This window comes from Lawsonibacter celer (assembly GCF_014281125.1).
In the GTDB taxonomy this organism is placed as follows: Bacteria; Bacillota; Clostridia; order Oscillospirales; family Oscillospiraceae; genus Lawsonibacter_B; species Lawsonibacter_B celer.
Genome location: NZ_JACOEA010000002.1, coordinates 295,614 through 309,918 on the forward strand (window position 1 = coordinate 295,614; position 14,305 = coordinate 309,918).

Genomic DNA, 14,305 nt, shown 5'->3' on the forward strand with positions numbered 1-14,305 from the left:
ACTCTTTTGCGATGAATTTGAGGCTTTGCAGGGAGGAGGTTTTTACCGTGGAACTGAATATTTCGCAAAAGCAGACCCAGACGCTGTCTCCACAGATGATGCAGTCGATGGAGATTCTGCAGATGGGCTCTCAGGAGCTGTTGGAGTACATTGAGGAAGTGGTACAGGAAAATCCGGTCCTGGAGCCCGCGGAGCGCTATGACAAGCAGGATGAGTTCTCCACTCTCAAGCGCAAGCTGGAGTGGCTGGAGTCCACCGACCCACAGAACCGCTACTACCACCAACAGGATACTGAGGAAGAGGACGACCCCCTGCGCAACTATGGAACGGCGGAGGACCAGGAGGAAAGCCTCTATTATTATGTCCTATCTCAGCTGAGGGTATTGGAATTGGAGCCCGAAGTGATGGACGCGGCCGCTTTTCTGGTGGAGAGTCTGAACCAGAACGGCTGGCTGGACGAGGACATTCCCACACTGGCCAAGGCGCTGGACGAGTCCGAGGCGCTGATGGAGCGGGCGCTGGACGTGGTGCAGTCGCTGGAGCCCGCGGGCGTCGGGGCCCGAAATCTGGGCGAGTGCCTGCGCCTGCAGCTGGTGCGCCGTATCCCCACCAACCGCCTTGCCCTGCAGATCGTGGACGGATATCTGGACCCGCTTTCCAAGAGCAGGTACGGCCTGATCGCCCGTGAGCTCAAGGTGACGCCGGAGGAGGTGCGGGACGCCTGCGATCTGATCCGCTCGCTCAACCCCCGTCCCGGCACCGGCTTTGCCGCCCGTGAAAACCTGACCTATATCAATCCGGACATTATTGTGGTGAGCTTTCCCGACCACTTTGAACTGCTCACCAACGACTATTTCTTTCCCACACTCCATCTGAGCGGCTACTATACCAAGCTGATGAAGGAGGAGCAGGAGGACGATCAGCTCCGGGACTATTTGACCGGCAAGATGCGTCAGGCCAAGTGGGTGGTGCGCTCCATTGAGCAGCGCCGCTCCACCCTGATGGCCTGCGCCGAATGTGTTCTAGAGTTCCAGGAGGCATTTTTCCGCAAGGGGCCGGGCCATCTGGTGCCCCTCTCCCTGGCCGATGTGGCCGACCGGCTGGGCGTCCACGAATCCACCGTAAGCCGCGCAGTAAAGGACAAGTATATTCAGTGCTCCATGGGTGTATATCCCCTGAGCTATTTCTTCTCCCGCAGCCTAGGCGCCGACCGCCAGGCGGGAGACGTCTCCTCGCCGGATGCGGCCAAGGCCCTGCTGAAAAAACTGATTACGGAGGAGGACAAGCGCAAGCCACTGTCCGACCAGAAGCTGTGTGAACTGATGAGCACCCAGGGCTGCACCCTCTCCCGCCGGACGGTGGCCAAGTACCGGGACGAGCTGAACATTCCCAGCACCACGGGCCGAAAACAGTATGAGTGAATGGGAAAAGATGATTTCCGGGCAGCCCTATGACCCGTCGGACCCGGAGCTGCGGCGTTTGGCCTCTCACGCCCGGCAGACCCTGCTGGCCTTCAATCGGCAGGGCGGCCAGGCCTCTCCCCTGCTGGCGGAGCTCTTCGGCCACACAGGGGAGGATTTTTATGCAGAGGCCGGTTTTCACTGTGATTATGGCCGCAACATTTCGGTGGGGGACCATTTTTACGCCAACGCAGGGGTGGTTATTCTGGACGTGTGCCCGGTCACCATCGGAGACCACTGTCTCATCGGCCCTCATGCGGGCATTTATACCGCCGCCCACCCCCTCCACGGCATGGAGCGGCGGCGGGGACTGGAATACGGCAGGCCCGTCACCATTGGGCACGACGTCTGGATCGGAGGGCACGCGGTCATCAATCCAGGCGTTGTAATCGGCAGCGACGTGGTGGTGGCCTCCGGCGCGGTAGTGACCCGGAATGTGCCGGACCGCTGCGTGGTAGGCGGAAACCCCGCGAAAATCATTCGAAGATTGGACGAAGCATATGGATCTTCAAGCGGTGCTTTTTGATTTTGACTATACACTGGGCGACGCGACCGACGTGATCGTGGAGGGCTTCTGGTATGCGTTTGACCAGCTGGGCCTTCCCCGTCCCGGCCGGGAGGCGGTGCGCCGCACCATCGGTCACAAGCTGGAGGATGAGTACACCCTTCTCACCGGCGACACCGACCTGGGGCGCCGGGCGCAGTTCGGCGCACTGTACCGGCAGCAGGCCAATCCCCGTCAGATCACCGGCACCCGTCTCTTTCCAGGCGCGGTGGAGCTGCTCTCCGCCCTGAGGGCCGCCGGTCTGCACACCGGCGTGGTGAGCACCAAGCGCACCGACACTCTGTTGGGCGTGGTGGAGCACTGCGGCATCGCGCCGCTACTGGATCTGGTGACCGGCGGCGACCTGGTCGCCCGGCCCAAGCCGGACCCGGAGGGCCTCCTTGCCGCCCTGCGTACACTGGACCTGGCGCCGGGACAGGCGCTCTACTGCGGCGACACGGTACTGGACGCCGGAGCCGCCCAAAAGGCCGGCGTCCCCTTCTGCGCGGTGCTCAACGGGACCACTCCCGCCGCCGACTTTGCTCCATTCCCCTTTGTCCACATCGCCCCCGACCTGTGGGATTTGAAGCGCTGGCTGGCGCTGTAGCCGTCCGGCCCACAGCCGTCTCTGCTTTACAAATAAAAAAGCCGCCTGCAGAGTTCTGCAGGCGGCTTTTTTATTTGTAAACTGGGCAACCTATCTTCGTCCGTCCCTTTACACACACTTTACATTTCTCTGAGGGACAACTTTACAAATGGCAGATATACTTGTTAGTGTTCCCAAAAGAACAATTTTTATGACAAATCATGAATGGAGATTGAAGAGAATGAAGAAACGTACCCTTACCTTGCTGCTCTCCGCCGCTCTGTGCGTGGGCATGCTGGCCGGCTGCGGCAGCAGCAACTCCGGCACTGCCGACACCCCCTCCCCCAGCAGCAACCCCGGCTCCAGCGCTCCCGTTCAGGAGAGCAAGCCGGCCACTCTGTCCGGCACGGTCGTAACCAACGGCTCCACCTCCATGGAGAAGGTGATGGGCTCCCTCATCGAGGCTTTTAAGGAAGTCCAGCCCAACATTCAGGTCCAGTACACCGGCAGCGGTTCCGGCGCCGGCATCACCTCCGCCCAGGACGGCACCGCCGACATCGGTCTGGCCAGCCGTGATCTGAAGGACACCGAGACCGGCGTCACCCAGATTACCGTCGCCAAGGACGGCATCGCCATTATCATCAACCCCGAGAACCCCGTGGCCGACCTGAGCGTGGAGCAGATTGCCAAGCTGGCTACCAGTGAGATCACCAACTGGTCCGAGGTTGGCGGCAATGACGGCCAGGTCGTCTTTATGGGCCGTGAGGGTGGCTCCGGCACCCGCGACGGCTTCGAGTCCATCACCGGCACCAAGGACGCCTGCAAGTATCAGAACGAATATACCTCCACCGGCGAGGTGATTGCCGCCGTGGCCTCCAACCCCAACGCCATCGGTTACGCCTCCCTGTCCGCTGTGGATGAGACCGTGAAGGCCGTCACCGTGGGCGGCGTGGCTCCCACTGAGGAGACCGTTCTGGACGGCAGCTACGCAGTTCAGCGTAACTTCAACTTCATCACCAGCGAGGGCACGCCTCTCTCCGATGCCGCTCAGGCGTTCGTCGAGTTCGCCACCTCCACAGACGCCTCCGACCTGATCGCTGGCGCCGGCGCGGTGCCCGTGGCCAAGTAAAAAAGTCCCTCTCTTTCCGAAGCGCCCCCTCGATCACGAGGGGGCATTCGGCATGATTATACCATTTACGAAAGGCCGGTTATCTGCCATGAAACAAAAGCTCCGACCGTTGGAACTGTTTATGAACATGCTCTTTTTCCTGTGCGGCTTCATCACGGTCGTCTTCGTCCTGTTCATCACCGTCTATCTGATCATTTCCGGTCTGCCCGCGATCCGCGAGATTGGTCTGGTGGAGTTCCTGTTCGGGACCAAGTGGGCCTCTACCGCTTCCGAGCCCTCCTTTGGTATCCTGCCCTTTATCCTCACCTCCATCTACGGCACCGCCGGGGCCATCCTTCTGGGCGTGCCGGTGGGCTTTATGACAGCCGTCTTTCTGGCCAAGATCGCCCCCTCCAAGCCGGCGGCCGTGGTACGCACGGCGGTGGACCTGCTGGCCGGCATTCCCTCCGTGGTCTACGGCCTGATCGGCATGATGGTGCTGGTACCCGCGGTGCGCGAGGCGTTCCACCTGCCCGACGGGGCCAGCCTGTTCTGCGCCATCCTTGTGCTGGCGGTGATGATCCTCCCCTCCATCATCAGCGTCTCCGAGACGGCGCTGAAGGCGGTCCCCTCCGAGTATGAGGAGGCCAGCCTGGGCCTGGGCGCCACCCATATTGAGACCGTATTCCGGGTGAGCGTCCCGGCGGCCTCCAGCGGTATTGCCGCCTCCATCGTACTTGGCATCGGCCGGGCCATCGGCGAGGCCATGGCCGTCATCATGGTGGCAGGAAACGTGGCGAATATGCCCAGTCTGTTTGCCTCCGTCCGCTTTCTCACCACCGCGGTGGCCAGCGAGATGGCCTATGCCTCCGGCTTGCAGCGCCAAGCGCTCTTCTCCATCGCCCTGGTCCTTTTCCTCTTTATCATGCTGATCAACGTGGTTTTGAATTCTCTTCTCAAAAAGAAAAAGGGGTGATATACTGATGGAAATGAAACCGCTGTCCGGGAGACGGAAAGTATATGACCGAACGCTGCGCTTTCTGCTCTATTTCTGTGCCGCGCTGACCTGCGTCCTGCTGGTCTTTATCATCGGCTACATTTTTGTCAAGGGTCTGCCCCACATCACCTGGACATTTCTCAGCACGGAGTCCAGCTATATTAAGGACACCATCGGCATCCTGCCCAATATTCTCAACACCGTCTATATTGTGGTGGTGACCCTGATCATCATCCTGCCCCTGGGAGTGGGGGCCGCAGTGTACCTCACCGAGTACGCCCGCAACCGCCGGCTGGTAGCCGCCATTGAGTTTGCCACCGAGACACTGACCGGTATCCCCTCGATCATCTTCGGCCTGGTGGGCATGCTTTTCTTCTGTCAGTTTCTCTCTCTCAAATCCTCTCTTCTGGCGGGCTCCCTGACGCTGGTAATCATGACCCTGCCCACAATCGTGCGCACCACCCAGGAGTCTCTGAAAACCGTGCCCCAGTCCTATCGGGAGGCCGCTCTGGGCCTGGGCGCCGGCAAATGGCGGATGATCCGCACCGTGGTGCTCCCCTCCTCCATTGACGGTATTGTCTCCGGCTGCATCCTGTCCATCGGCCGCATCGTGGGCGAATCCGCCGCCCTGCTGTTCACCGCCGGCATGGGCATGTCCCTCAACCGCTTTTTTACCTGGACCGGAAATCTGGGGGAGAGCCTGGCCCTCACCGGGCAGGGCTTGACCCAGAGCTCCGGCGCCTCTCTGACCGTGGCCCTGTATGTATATGCCAAGGAGCGCGCGGAATTTGACGTAGCCTTTGCCATCGCCGCGATTCTAATGATTCTCACACTGATCATCAACCTGACCGCCAAGGTGGTGGGCAGCCGGCTGAAGAAGCGCTGACGGTCGTTGCGATCCTATATAGACAAGACAAAAGGAGCTTTTCCTATGGACGATACCATTATTCTCTCCACCCGGGATATGAACCTGTACTACGGCGCCCATCACGCTCTGAAAAATGTGAATATTGACATTCCGGAGCGCCAGGTGACCGCCCTGATTGGCCCCTCCGGCTGCGGCAAGTCCACCTTTCTCAAATCTCTGGACCGCATGAACGACCTGATTCCCAACGTAAAGATCACGGGCTCCATCCAATACCGGGGGCAGGAGATTTACGACTCCTCCGTGGATGTGACCTGGCTGCGCAAGCAGATCGGCATGGTGTTCCAGAAACCCAACCCCTTCCCCATGAGCATCTATGACAACGTGGCCTACGGCCCCCGCACCCATGGCGTGCGCAGCAAGAGCAAGCTGGACGATATTGTGGAAAAGTCCCTGCAGGGCGCCGCCATCTGGGACGAGGTCAAGGACCGGCTGAAGAAGTCCGCCCTCTCTCTCTCCGGCGGCCAGCAGCAGCGCATCTGTATCGCCCGCGCCCTGGCGGTGGAGCCGGATATTCTGCTCATGGACGAGGCCACTTCCGCCCTGGACCCCATCTCCACCTCCAAAATCGAGGACCTGATCGCGGATCTGAAGCAGCAGTACACCATCGTCATCGTCACCCACAACATGCAGCAGGCCACCCGCGTCAGCGACAAATGCGCCTTCTTCCTGCTGGGCGACCTGATCGAGTTCGGCGACACCACCCAGCTCTTCTCCGTCCCCAGGGACAAGCGCACGGAGGACTATATCACCGGAAGGTTCGGTTGATCGCAAATTTGATGTAAAAATGAGCGGGGCAATGTGTAAGCCGTGCCGCCCCCGGCGCGCTGCACAATCTGCGGCCCGCCCTGACGACGGGAGGTCTGATGAAATGAGAAAAACCTTTGACAGCGAGCTCCAGGAGCTCAACTTTGAAATGATCAACATGGCCGCCGCCGCTGAGGACGCCATCGACGTGGTGACCCAATCCCTCTCCTCCAGCGACGACGAAGCGGCCAAGACCGCCATTGAGATGACCAAGAGCATGGACCAGATGGAACGGGACATTGAAAACCGCTGTCTGCGCCTGCTTCTGCAGCAGCAGCCGGTGGCCCGGGATCTGCGCACCATCTCCGCCGCGCTGAAAATGGTGACCGACCTGCAGCGCATCGGCGACCAATGTGCCAACATCGCGGAAATCTCCCTGCTGCTCACCCCACAGCAGAAGACCCGCACCCTGGCCGACATCCGGACCATGAGCCAGAAGGCCGCGATCATGGTGAAGCGCTCCATCTTCGCCTACGTCAACCGGGACGCCGACGCCGCCAAGGCGGTGGCCGCCCTGGACGATGAAGTGGACCACCTGTTCCTCACCATCAAGGGCGAGCTGGTGGAGCTCATCGTATCCAACCGGGAGGTGGCGGACCACGCCATTGACCTGATTATCATCGCCAAGTATCTGGAGCGCATCGCGGACCACGCGGTCAATATTGCCCAGTGGGCCATCTTCTGCGTCACCGGGGAACTGGTTGGCTGAATCGACCAAAAAAGGAAGTGATTCCATGTCCAAAGCCATCGTCGTGGTGGAGGATGACGAGAGCATCCGTGAAATGCTCCGCTATTATTTTCAATCCGTGGGCTACGCGGTGCGCGCCTATGAGTCCGGCGAGGCCATGTTCGACAAGGAAAAGGGCCTGGCCGGACCCGCGCTGTACATCCTGGATATCATGCTGCCCGGCATGGATGGATTGGAAATCCTGCGCACCCTGCGGAGCCGGCCGGATACGCAGGACATACCGGCCATTATGCTGACCGCCCGCACCGCTGAGATGGACCGGGTCTCCGGTCTGGAAAACGGCGCCGACGACTATGTGGTCAAGCCCTTCGGCATCATGGAGCTTCAGGCCCGGGTAAAGGCAGTGCTCCGCCGCACCAAGCGGCAGGGGGATCAGGCGATTGTCTGCGGCCATCTGGAGATCGACCCGGCGGCCCGGGAGGTCCGCAAGGACGGCCAGCTGGTGGATTTGACCTTCAAGGAGTTCGAGCTGCTGCGCCTGCTGGCCACCCGCCGGGGCGTGGCCCTCACCCGTGACGAGATTCTCCAGTCCGTATGGGACTATGACTACACCGGTGAAACCCGTACCGTGGATATGCACGTCAAGGCTCTGCGCCAAAAGCTGGGAGAGGACGTGGTCTCAACCGTGCGGGGTGTGGGGTATAAGATGCCGTGAGAATGTCCAAGGGTGAACTTCGTTCCGCTGTAAGAGGTGGTTGCGCTTACTTTTGGTCGAAGCTGCCCTCGGCAGCTTCGACCCTAGATACGAGTTCAGCGCGCCGCTTTGCGGCACACTAAACTCGATACCCCCCTCTCTCCGGCACAGCCGGAGGGGTTGTGGCCGCCGCCTACGGCGGAAATGCGGCGCGGTTTACAAGTTTCTCTGTTTAGGAGAGTCATTATGAAGAAACGTATTATTGGGGCCACGCTGCTCACCGTGGTGTGTGCCCTGCTCATCTCCAACATTGTGGGGATTCTGCTGTTCCGCGGCCGCGAAATCGAGGCCGCCCGGGAGACCCTGCAGGAACTGCTCATCCTCATGGACGCCCAGAGCGCGATTACCGACCCCCAGGGCGTGGTGGAGCAGTTCATCCAGGCGGCTCCGGAAAAGCGTCTGACCATTGTGGATACTGACGGCACCGTGCTTGCGGACACCGACGCTGACGCCTCCACCCTTGACGACCACGGCAGCCGTCCCGAGGTGGAGCTGGCCCGCGCCGCCGGCTGGGGTGAGGCCACCCGCCACTCCGACACGCTGGACACCGACATGCTCTATGTGTCCAAGCGCTTTGCCGACGGCATGGTGGGCCGGGCGGCCATGCCCCTGTCCTCCATTAACTCCCTGGCTCTGAACAGCGTCCTGGGCTTTCTGCTGGCCTCCATCGCCGGGGTTCTCCTCACGCTGGTGCTGGCCCGCCGGACGGCCAACAAGGTGCTGGAGCCGCTCAACGCCGTTGGCAACGCCCTTCAGGGCGTTCTGGACGGTACCCGTCAGCCCGCGCTGGAGGAGTACCAGGCGGACGACGAGCTGCGCCCCATCCTGCGCTATATTGATAAGCTCATGGAGCGCCTGGGCGGCTACATCAGTTCCATCACCGCCGAGCGGGACAAGGTGGGGCTGATCCTGGACTGCATGGACGAGGGGCTCCTCCTGCTGGACGAGGAGGGCAAGGTGCTGGCCGTCAACCGGGCCGCCCGCTCCCTGTTCGGCATCCCGGAGGGGGAGGAAAACGGCGCGCTGCTGCTCACCCGCTCCCGCCGCCTGCGGGACGCCATTGCCGAGTCCCAGGAAAAGCACGCGGCCGTGGTGCTGGACGTGGACGCGCTGACCGAGCAGGCCCATAGCCTACGCATGTTCATCACCCCGGTCACCGGCCGCCAGTACGAGAGTCAGCGGGTGGGCACCTCCATCCTCATCAACGACGTGACTGAGCTGAAAAAGGCGGAGGGCATCCGGGCGGAGTTTACCGCCAATGTCTCCCACGAGCTGAAGACCCCGCTGACCAGCATCAAGGGCTTTACCGACATGCTCTCCAGCGGCATGGTGGCCGACCCGGAGGATCAGAAGCGCTTTATCACCATGATCGGGGTAGAGGTGGACCGGCTGATCGACCTGATCAATGACATCCTCAAGATCTCCGAGCTGGAGTCCGTGGCCATTGAGCAGAGCGGTGACCGCTCCGACGCCCTGTCCGCCGCCAAGGAGACGGCCGAGCTGCTGGCCATTCCGGCGAAAAACGCGGGAATCACCCTCTCCGTCACCGGTGAGGAGGCCGTGGTGCCCCTGCCCCTCAGCCGTCTGAAGGAGCTGCTGCTCAATCTGATGGAAAACGGCATCAAATACAACGAGCCCGGCGGCCGGGTGGATGTAACCATCTCTCCCGCGGGCGGCCAGGCGGTGATTACCGTAGCCGACACGGGCATCGGCATCCCGGAGGAGGCCCAGGCCCGTGTGTTCGAGCGCTTCTACCGGGTGGATAAGGGCCGGGCCCGCAAAAATGGCGGCACAGGCCTGGGTCTTGCCATTGTCAAGCACATCGTCCGCCTCTACGGCGGCAGCCTGAAGCTGGAGAGCGAGGTAGGCAAGGGCTCCGTCTTTACCATCACCCTGCCCCTGGCGGGATAAATTTCCCCTCCTGCGGAACAAAAATCCCTCCTTTGCGTCCAAAAGAGCAAAGGAGGGATTTTTATGAAGCTGCGCATACTCTGTCTGCTGTCCGCCCTGGCCCTGCTTCTGGCCGGCTGCGCCGAGCCCAATGGAGCGGCCGCGCCGCCGGAGACCCCCGCGGCTACCTCCTCGCCTCTCGTCGGACCTGTGCATGAGCCGCCCTGGTTTGCCACCTACCGGGTGGTGGATCACTATGACAGCTGCTGTATGCTCCTGGCGGAAAACGACGGCGGCCCGGGCGCGGTCTACTCTCTGGGTGCCGGGGATTTGGACCTGGACGCCCCCATTCTGGACGGGGATCTGATCAACGTGTACTTTGAGATGACCCTGGAGAGCTATCCCGCCCAGTTCGGCGGGCTGGCCAAGGTGGAGCATACCGATACGGAGCGGGACGACCGCTGCGGCCTCTATCTCCAGGTTCTGGAGGACCTGTGGGCGGTGGATCCTGGCCTGAACACAGGCCTCACCCAGCTGGGCGTGGACCTATCCGGCGTGACCGACCTGAGCGAAGCGGAGAAATCCGCCGTGGCCTGGCGCTTTGGAGAGCTGCACGGCATCGTTCCCCTGGAGGCCACCTGGGAGGAGTTGGCGGAGGAGGGCTATATCGACGCAGAGCAGCTGACCTGGAAGGAAAACGGCTGTCTCTTCACCATCTCCGGCTCGGCGGAGGACGGATTTGAGGCGGAAAAATGGGCCAGCGGCCTGGGGGCCTATTTTTTCCTGGACTGTACTGCCCGTCAGGCCTCTGACGGGACCTGGACCTACGAGGTGGGCGCCGAGGCCATTTCCTGAAACCAAATATCCCGCGATAGGGACCGTCTGTTCCAAAGCCGTGGACAGACGGCCCCTTTTTGCGCTATAGTAGGGGTAAGGGGGGTGGGGAACGGATGAAGGTCGAGGTGCGCATTGACCCGGACTGCACGCAGGTGTCCGCGGTGATCACCGCCCCCGCCCTCACCGATGAGGTGCGGGCTCTGGCCGCCCGGCTGGAGGGAGGCGGCGTCCTCACCGGCTGGCAGGGAAATTCCGCCGTCCCCCTGGAGGCGGAGGCCATTCTCCGCTGCTACGGGGAGAACAAAGGGGTGCGGGTTCAGACCGCCGGCGGTGTGCTGGACCTGAAGGAGCGGCTGTACGAGCTGGAGGGCAAGCTGGACCGCCATACGTTTGTGCGCATTTCCAACTCAGAGATCGTCAACCTGCGGAAGGTCGCGGCCCTGGATCTCTCCCTCACGGGCACCATCCGGCTGAAACTGACGGATGGTACGGTGTGCTACGCCTCCCGCCGGTATGTAAAGAAGATCAAAGAGGCCTTAGGGCTTTAAAGGAGGGGGGAGATTTCCATGACTTCAGGGACAGGGCGGCGCTCCCGCATCCTGATCGGAGGATCCCTGGGGGTGGCCGGATACCTGCTTTTATCTTTCCTGACCCAGCCGGGCGCCCTCTTCGGCGGCTCTTTGGAGTTTGCCTTTACCTTCTGCTACAGCAGCCGCGTGCCCGAGGCCCTGGGGGCCGTGCTGGGGGCCGTCCTCTGGTTTGCCTTTGGGGCGGAGACCGCCGTGGCCACCCTGCCCTTTGCGGACGATGGCGCCTCCCTGCTGCGGCGCTCCTCACTCCACTGCGCCCTGATGGCCCTCACCCTGTCGGCCTGGGCTCTCCTGAATTTTGGGGCCGCTGAGTTACCCTTCTTTCTTGTCCCCTTCGCCCTGCTCTATGCCCTCATCTGGCTGGGCCGCTGGGTGGGCTGGTACAGCGAGGTGCGCCGGCTCCGCCGGGCCCTGGGCCTCTCCCCCGGCCCCTCGCCACTGAAGTGGAGGGAGACGCTGCCCTATCTCCCCTTCGCCCTGCTGCTGTGCTGCGCCCTGCCCGCCGTTCTGCGCGTCTTAGACCCAGCCGACGTGCCCGTGCTCACCGGAGTGCTGCTGCCCTTTCTATTGCTGCCCGCGGGTGGTTTTTTCTCCGGGCTGTCCCTGGGGCGGCGGCAGGGGGTATGCCCCCTCTATGCTGCGCTGTGCGCGGCCTGCTACCTGCCAATGGTTTTCATTTTGTATAACAGCAGCGCATTATTCCACTGTGGAATCGTTTTCAGCGCCTCGCTGGTAGGAAATCTTGTGGGTACACTGAGCAGGCGGCGCTCCAAACGCCCTCCCGATTCCCCCTAATTTCGCTCCGACAGTTGCAAAATCAGGCGAAAGCGGATATACTAAAAGATACTGCAAATCGAATCAAGGGGGATTCATTTTGAAACGTACCAAAATCGCGCAGATTTTTGCCGACCAGGAGGCCTTCGGCGGCAAAGAGGCGGCTGTCAGCGGGTGGGCGCGTACCATCCGGGATATGAAAACCTTCGGCTTTCTGGAACTCAACGACGGCTCCTGTTTTAAAAACCTCCAGGTGGTCATGGACGCCAACGTCCTGGACAACTATAAGGAAATCGCCGGACAGAATGTGGGCGCGGCCCTGACCGTCACCGGCACGGTGGTGCTCACCCCCGACGCCAAGCAGCCGCTGGAGCTCAAGGCGGCCTCCATCACAGTAGAGGGTCCCTCCACGCCCGACTACCCGCTGCAGAAAAAGCGCCACAGCGTGGAATTCCTGCGCACCATCCAGCATCTGCGTCCCCGCACTAATCTGTTTTCCGCAGCCTTCCGGGTGCGCAGCGTGGCCGCCTACGCCATCCACCAGTTCTTCCAGGAGCGGGGCTTTGTCTACGTACACACCCCCATCATCACCGCCTCCGACTGCGAGGGCGCGGGCGAAATGTTCAAGGTGACCACTCTGGACCTGGACAATCCGCCCCGGCTGGAGGACGGCACTGTGGACTACAGCCAGGATTTTTTCGGCAAGCCGGCCAATCTCACCGTCTCCGGTCAGCTGAACGCGGAGAACTTCGCCATGGCCTTTGGAGACGTATACACCTTCGGCCCCACCTTCCGTGCCGAGAACTCCAACACCCAGCGCCACGCCGCTGAGTTCTGGATGATCGAGCCGGAGATGGCCTTTTGTGATCTGCAGGGAGACATGGACGTGGCTGAGGCCATGATTAAGCACATCATCACCACGGTGCTGGAAAAATGCCCGGACGAGATCGCGTTCTTCAATTCCTTTGTGGACAAAGGCCTGAGGGAGCGGCTGGAGCATGTGGCCTCCTCCGATTTCGGCCGGGTGAGCTATACCGAGGCGGTGGAACTGCTCAGGAAGGTCAACGACAAGTTTGACTTCAAGGTGGACTGGGGCTGTGACCTGCAGACCGAGCACGAGCGCTATCTCACCGAGCAGATTTTCAAGCGCCCCGTGTTCGTCACCGACTACCCCAAGGAGATCAAGGCCTTCTACATGCGCCTGAACGACGACGGCAAAACCGTGGCCGCCGCCGACTGCCTGGTGCCCGGCATCGGTGAGATCATCGGCGGCTCCCAGCGCGAGGAGCGGCTGGACGTGCTGGAGGGCCGCATCCGCGAGCTGGGCATGAAGCCCGAGGACTACTGGTGGTACTGCGACCTGCGGCGCTACGGCGGGTGCAAGCACGCCGGGTACGGCCTGGGCTTCGAGCGGATGGTGATGTACCTCACCGGCATCTCCAACATCCGCGATGTCCTGCCCCATCCCAGGACTGTGGGCAACGCGGAGTTTTAAAAAGAAGAACAAAAGACTGGCTGATGCTCAATCAGCCAGTCTTTTTTCATACTTTTTCAGCAGATTCTCAATCGCCTCGTCCAAAACGCGGGACTTGGGGATACGGGTCTCCCCCCCCCCCCCCAGCGCTGAGAGGGGGGGAGACCCGTCCTGTGCCGCAAAATTTTCCGTATGGCAGTTCTGCCCTGCGGGCATACTTTTCTTATCCATGATTACAGGAGGGGAAAACCATGTCTGTAGCCTTTGAAACCAGCGAGACCAGGCTCAACCTGATGCGGGCGTTTGCCGGGGAGAGCCAGGCCCGCAACCGCTATACCTTTGCCGCCGGTCTGGCGAAAAAGAAGAACCTTCAGGTCATCGAGGGTGTTTTTACCTTCACGGCCAACCAGGAGCAAGCCCATGCCAAGGTGTTCTACAGCCTGCTTCAGCAGGTGTCCGGCCAAAACCTGAAGGTGGACGGGACCTACCCGGTGGAGCTGTACCCGGACGTGCTCCAGCACCTGCGCTCCGCCCAGCATAACGAGTACCAGGAGTGGGACCACGATTACAAGGGCTTTGCCAAAATCGCCCACGAGGAGGGCTTTGCGGAGGTCGCCCACATCTTCACCATGATCTCCAATATTGAGAAGACCCACGGCGACCGCTTCGGCAAATTCGCGGATCTGCTGGAGGCGGACAAACTCTTTTTCTCGGATGTGGAGGTCAAGTGGATGTGCCTCAACTGCGGGCAGATCATCGACGCCACCATGGCCCCCGCCCTCTGCCCGGTCTGCAAGCACCCACAGGGCTATTTTGTCCGCTGGGAGCTGGCCCCTTTCGAATAAGCGGAAAAAGTTTGCCGTTGCCTCTC

16 protein-coding genes are annotated in these 14,305 nt (G+C 61.4%); 15 read left to right on the top strand and 1 reads right to left on the bottom strand.

What is annotated here, in order from left to right:
* Positions 1–47 precede the first annotated feature (47 nt).
* From rpoN to asnS, 14 genes are all read left to right on the top strand, one after another.
* Entirely contained in the window at positions 48–1,421 is a 1,374-nt protein-coding gene (gene rpoN / locus H9Q75_RS06195) for an RNA polymerase factor sigma-54 (protein WP_186565303.1), read from the top strand.
* On the top strand, positions 1,414–1,986 hold the full coding sequence (locus H9Q75_RS06200) for a sugar O-acetyltransferase (RefSeq protein WP_186565304.1): 573 nt from the start codon (positions 1,414–1,416) through the stop codon (positions 1,984–1,986). The genes rpoN and H9Q75_RS06200 overlap by 8 nt, the downstream gene beginning before the upstream one ends.
* Positions 1,961–2,611, top strand: coding sequence for an HAD family hydrolase (locus tag H9Q75_RS06205; protein WP_186565305.1), 651 nt, complete (start codon positions 1,961–1,963; stop codon positions 2,609–2,611). Before H9Q75_RS06200 ends, H9Q75_RS06205 begins: the two co-directional genes overlap by 26 nt.
* Before the next feature lie 220 nt (positions 2,612–2,831).
* Entirely contained in the window at positions 2,832–3,719 is an 888-nt protein-coding gene (locus H9Q75_RS06210) for a phosphate ABC transporter substrate-binding protein (protein ID WP_186565306.1), read from the top strand.
* An 88-nt stretch (positions 3,720–3,807) separates the two neighbouring features.
* Entirely contained in the window at positions 3,808–4,674 is an 867-nt protein-coding gene (gene pstC / locus H9Q75_RS06215; RefSeq protein ID WP_186565307.1) for a phosphate ABC transporter permease subunit PstC, read from the top strand.
* Positions 4,675–4,681: 7 nt separating this feature from the next.
* On the top strand, positions 4,682–5,581 hold the full coding sequence (pstA, locus tag H9Q75_RS06220; RefSeq protein WP_186565308.1) for a phosphate ABC transporter permease PstA: 900 nt from the start codon (positions 4,682–4,684) through the stop codon (positions 5,579–5,581).
* A 45-nt stretch (positions 5,582–5,626) separates the two neighbouring features.
* Entirely contained in the window at positions 5,627–6,388 is a 762-nt protein-coding gene (pstB, locus tag H9Q75_RS06225) for a phosphate ABC transporter ATP-binding protein PstB (RefSeq protein WP_186565309.1), read from the top strand.
* 103 nt (positions 6,389–6,491) lie between these two features.
* Complete coding sequence (gene phoU / locus H9Q75_RS06230; protein WP_186565310.1) at positions 6,492–7,136, top strand: phosphate signaling complex protein PhoU; 645 nt, start codon at positions 6,492–6,494, stop codon at positions 7,134–7,136.
* A gap of 25 nt (positions 7,137–7,161) precedes the next feature.
* Positions 7,162–7,830, top strand: a complete 669-nt coding sequence (locus tag H9Q75_RS06235) for a response regulator transcription factor (protein ID WP_186565311.1) — start codon at positions 7,162–7,164, stop codon at positions 7,828–7,830.
* A 225-nt stretch (positions 7,831–8,055) separates the two neighbouring features.
* Complete coding sequence (locus tag H9Q75_RS06240) at positions 8,056–9,780, top strand: sensor histidine kinase (protein WP_186565312.1); 1,725 nt, start codon at positions 8,056–8,058, stop codon at positions 9,778–9,780.
* A gap of 63 nt (positions 9,781–9,843) precedes the next feature.
* On the top strand, positions 9,844–10,614 hold the full coding sequence (locus H9Q75_RS06245; protein WP_186565313.1) for a hypothetical protein: 771 nt from the start codon (positions 9,844–9,846) through the stop codon (positions 10,612–10,614).
* 95 nt (positions 10,615–10,709) lie between these two features.
* Positions 10,710–11,144 (top strand): LytTR family DNA-binding domain-containing protein, encoded by a 435-nt coding sequence (locus H9Q75_RS06250; RefSeq protein WP_186565314.1) that lies wholly within the window; start codon positions 10,710–10,712, stop codon positions 11,142–11,144.
* 18 nt (positions 11,145–11,162) lie between these two features.
* Complete coding sequence (locus tag H9Q75_RS06255) at positions 11,163–11,981, top strand: DUF3021 family protein (protein ID WP_186565315.1); 819 nt, start codon at positions 11,163–11,165, stop codon at positions 11,979–11,981.
* A 79-nt stretch (positions 11,982–12,060) separates the two neighbouring features.
* A complete protein-coding gene (gene asnS, locus H9Q75_RS06260) occupies positions 12,061–13,455 on the top strand; it encodes an asparagine--tRNA ligase (protein ID WP_186565316.1) in 1,395 nt (464 codons plus the stop codon).
* Positions 13,456–13,482: 27 nt separating this feature from the next.
* Here the strand turns inward: asnS and H9Q75_RS06265 are convergent, their stop codons facing one another.
* Positions 13,483–13,665: a ribbon-helix-helix domain-containing protein gene (locus H9Q75_RS06265; protein WP_341480913.1), complete on the bottom strand. Its 183-nt coding sequence runs from the start codon at positions 13,663–13,665 to the stop codon at positions 13,483–13,485.
* Positions 13,666–13,685: 20 nt separating this feature from the next.
* Between H9Q75_RS06265 and rbr the strand changes: the two genes are divergently transcribed.
* Entirely contained in the window at positions 13,686–14,279 is a 594-nt protein-coding gene (rbr, locus tag H9Q75_RS06270) for a rubrerythrin (protein WP_186565318.1), read from the top strand.
* Positions 14,280–14,305: the final 26 nt, after the last annotated feature.

Bases quoted from the DNA above. Each gene is read 5' to 3' on its own strand.
- H9Q75_RS06200 (WP_186565304.1), top strand. From the start codon at position 1,414: ATGAGTGAATGGGAAAAGATGATTTCCGGGCAGCCCTATGACCCGTCG.
- H9Q75_RS06205 (WP_186565305.1), top strand. From the start codon at position 1,961: ATGGATCTTCAAGCGGTGCTTTTTGATTTTGACTATACACTGGGCGAC.
- H9Q75_RS06210 (WP_186565306.1), top strand. From the start codon at position 2,832: ATGAAGAAACGTACCCTTACCTTGCTGCTCTCCGCCGCTCTGTGCGTG.
- pstC (WP_186565307.1), top strand. From the start codon at position 3,808: ATGAAACAAAAGCTCCGACCGTTGGAACTGTTTATGAACATGCTCTTT.
- pstA (WP_186565308.1), top strand. From the start codon at position 4,682: ATGGAAATGAAACCGCTGTCCGGGAGACGGAAAGTATATGACCGAACG.
- pstB (WP_186565309.1), top strand. From the start codon at position 5,627: ATGGACGATACCATTATTCTCTCCACCCGGGATATGAACCTGTACTAC.
- phoU (WP_186565310.1), top strand. From the start codon at position 6,492: ATGAGAAAAACCTTTGACAGCGAGCTCCAGGAGCTCAACTTTGAAATG.
- H9Q75_RS06235 (WP_186565311.1), top strand. From the start codon at position 7,162: ATGTCCAAAGCCATCGTCGTGGTGGAGGATGACGAGAGCATCCGTGAA.
- H9Q75_RS06240 (WP_186565312.1), top strand. From the start codon at position 8,056: ATGAAGAAACGTATTATTGGGGCCACGCTGCTCACCGTGGTGTGTGCC.
- H9Q75_RS06245 (WP_186565313.1), top strand. From the start codon at position 9,844: ATGAAGCTGCGCATACTCTGTCTGCTGTCCGCCCTGGCCCTGCTTCTG.
- H9Q75_RS06250 (WP_186565314.1), top strand. From the start codon at position 10,710: ATGAAGGTCGAGGTGCGCATTGACCCGGACTGCACGCAGGTGTCCGCG.
- H9Q75_RS06255 (WP_186565315.1), top strand. From the start codon at position 11,163: ATGACTTCAGGGACAGGGCGGCGCTCCCGCATCCTGATCGGAGGATCC.
- H9Q75_RS06265 (WP_341480913.1), bottom strand. From the start codon at position 13,665: ATGGATAAGAAAAGTATGCCCGCAGGGCAGAACTGCCATACGGAAAAT.
- rbr (WP_186565318.1), top strand. From the start codon at position 13,686: ATGTCTGTAGCCTTTGAAACCAGCGAGACCAGGCTCAACCTGATGCGG.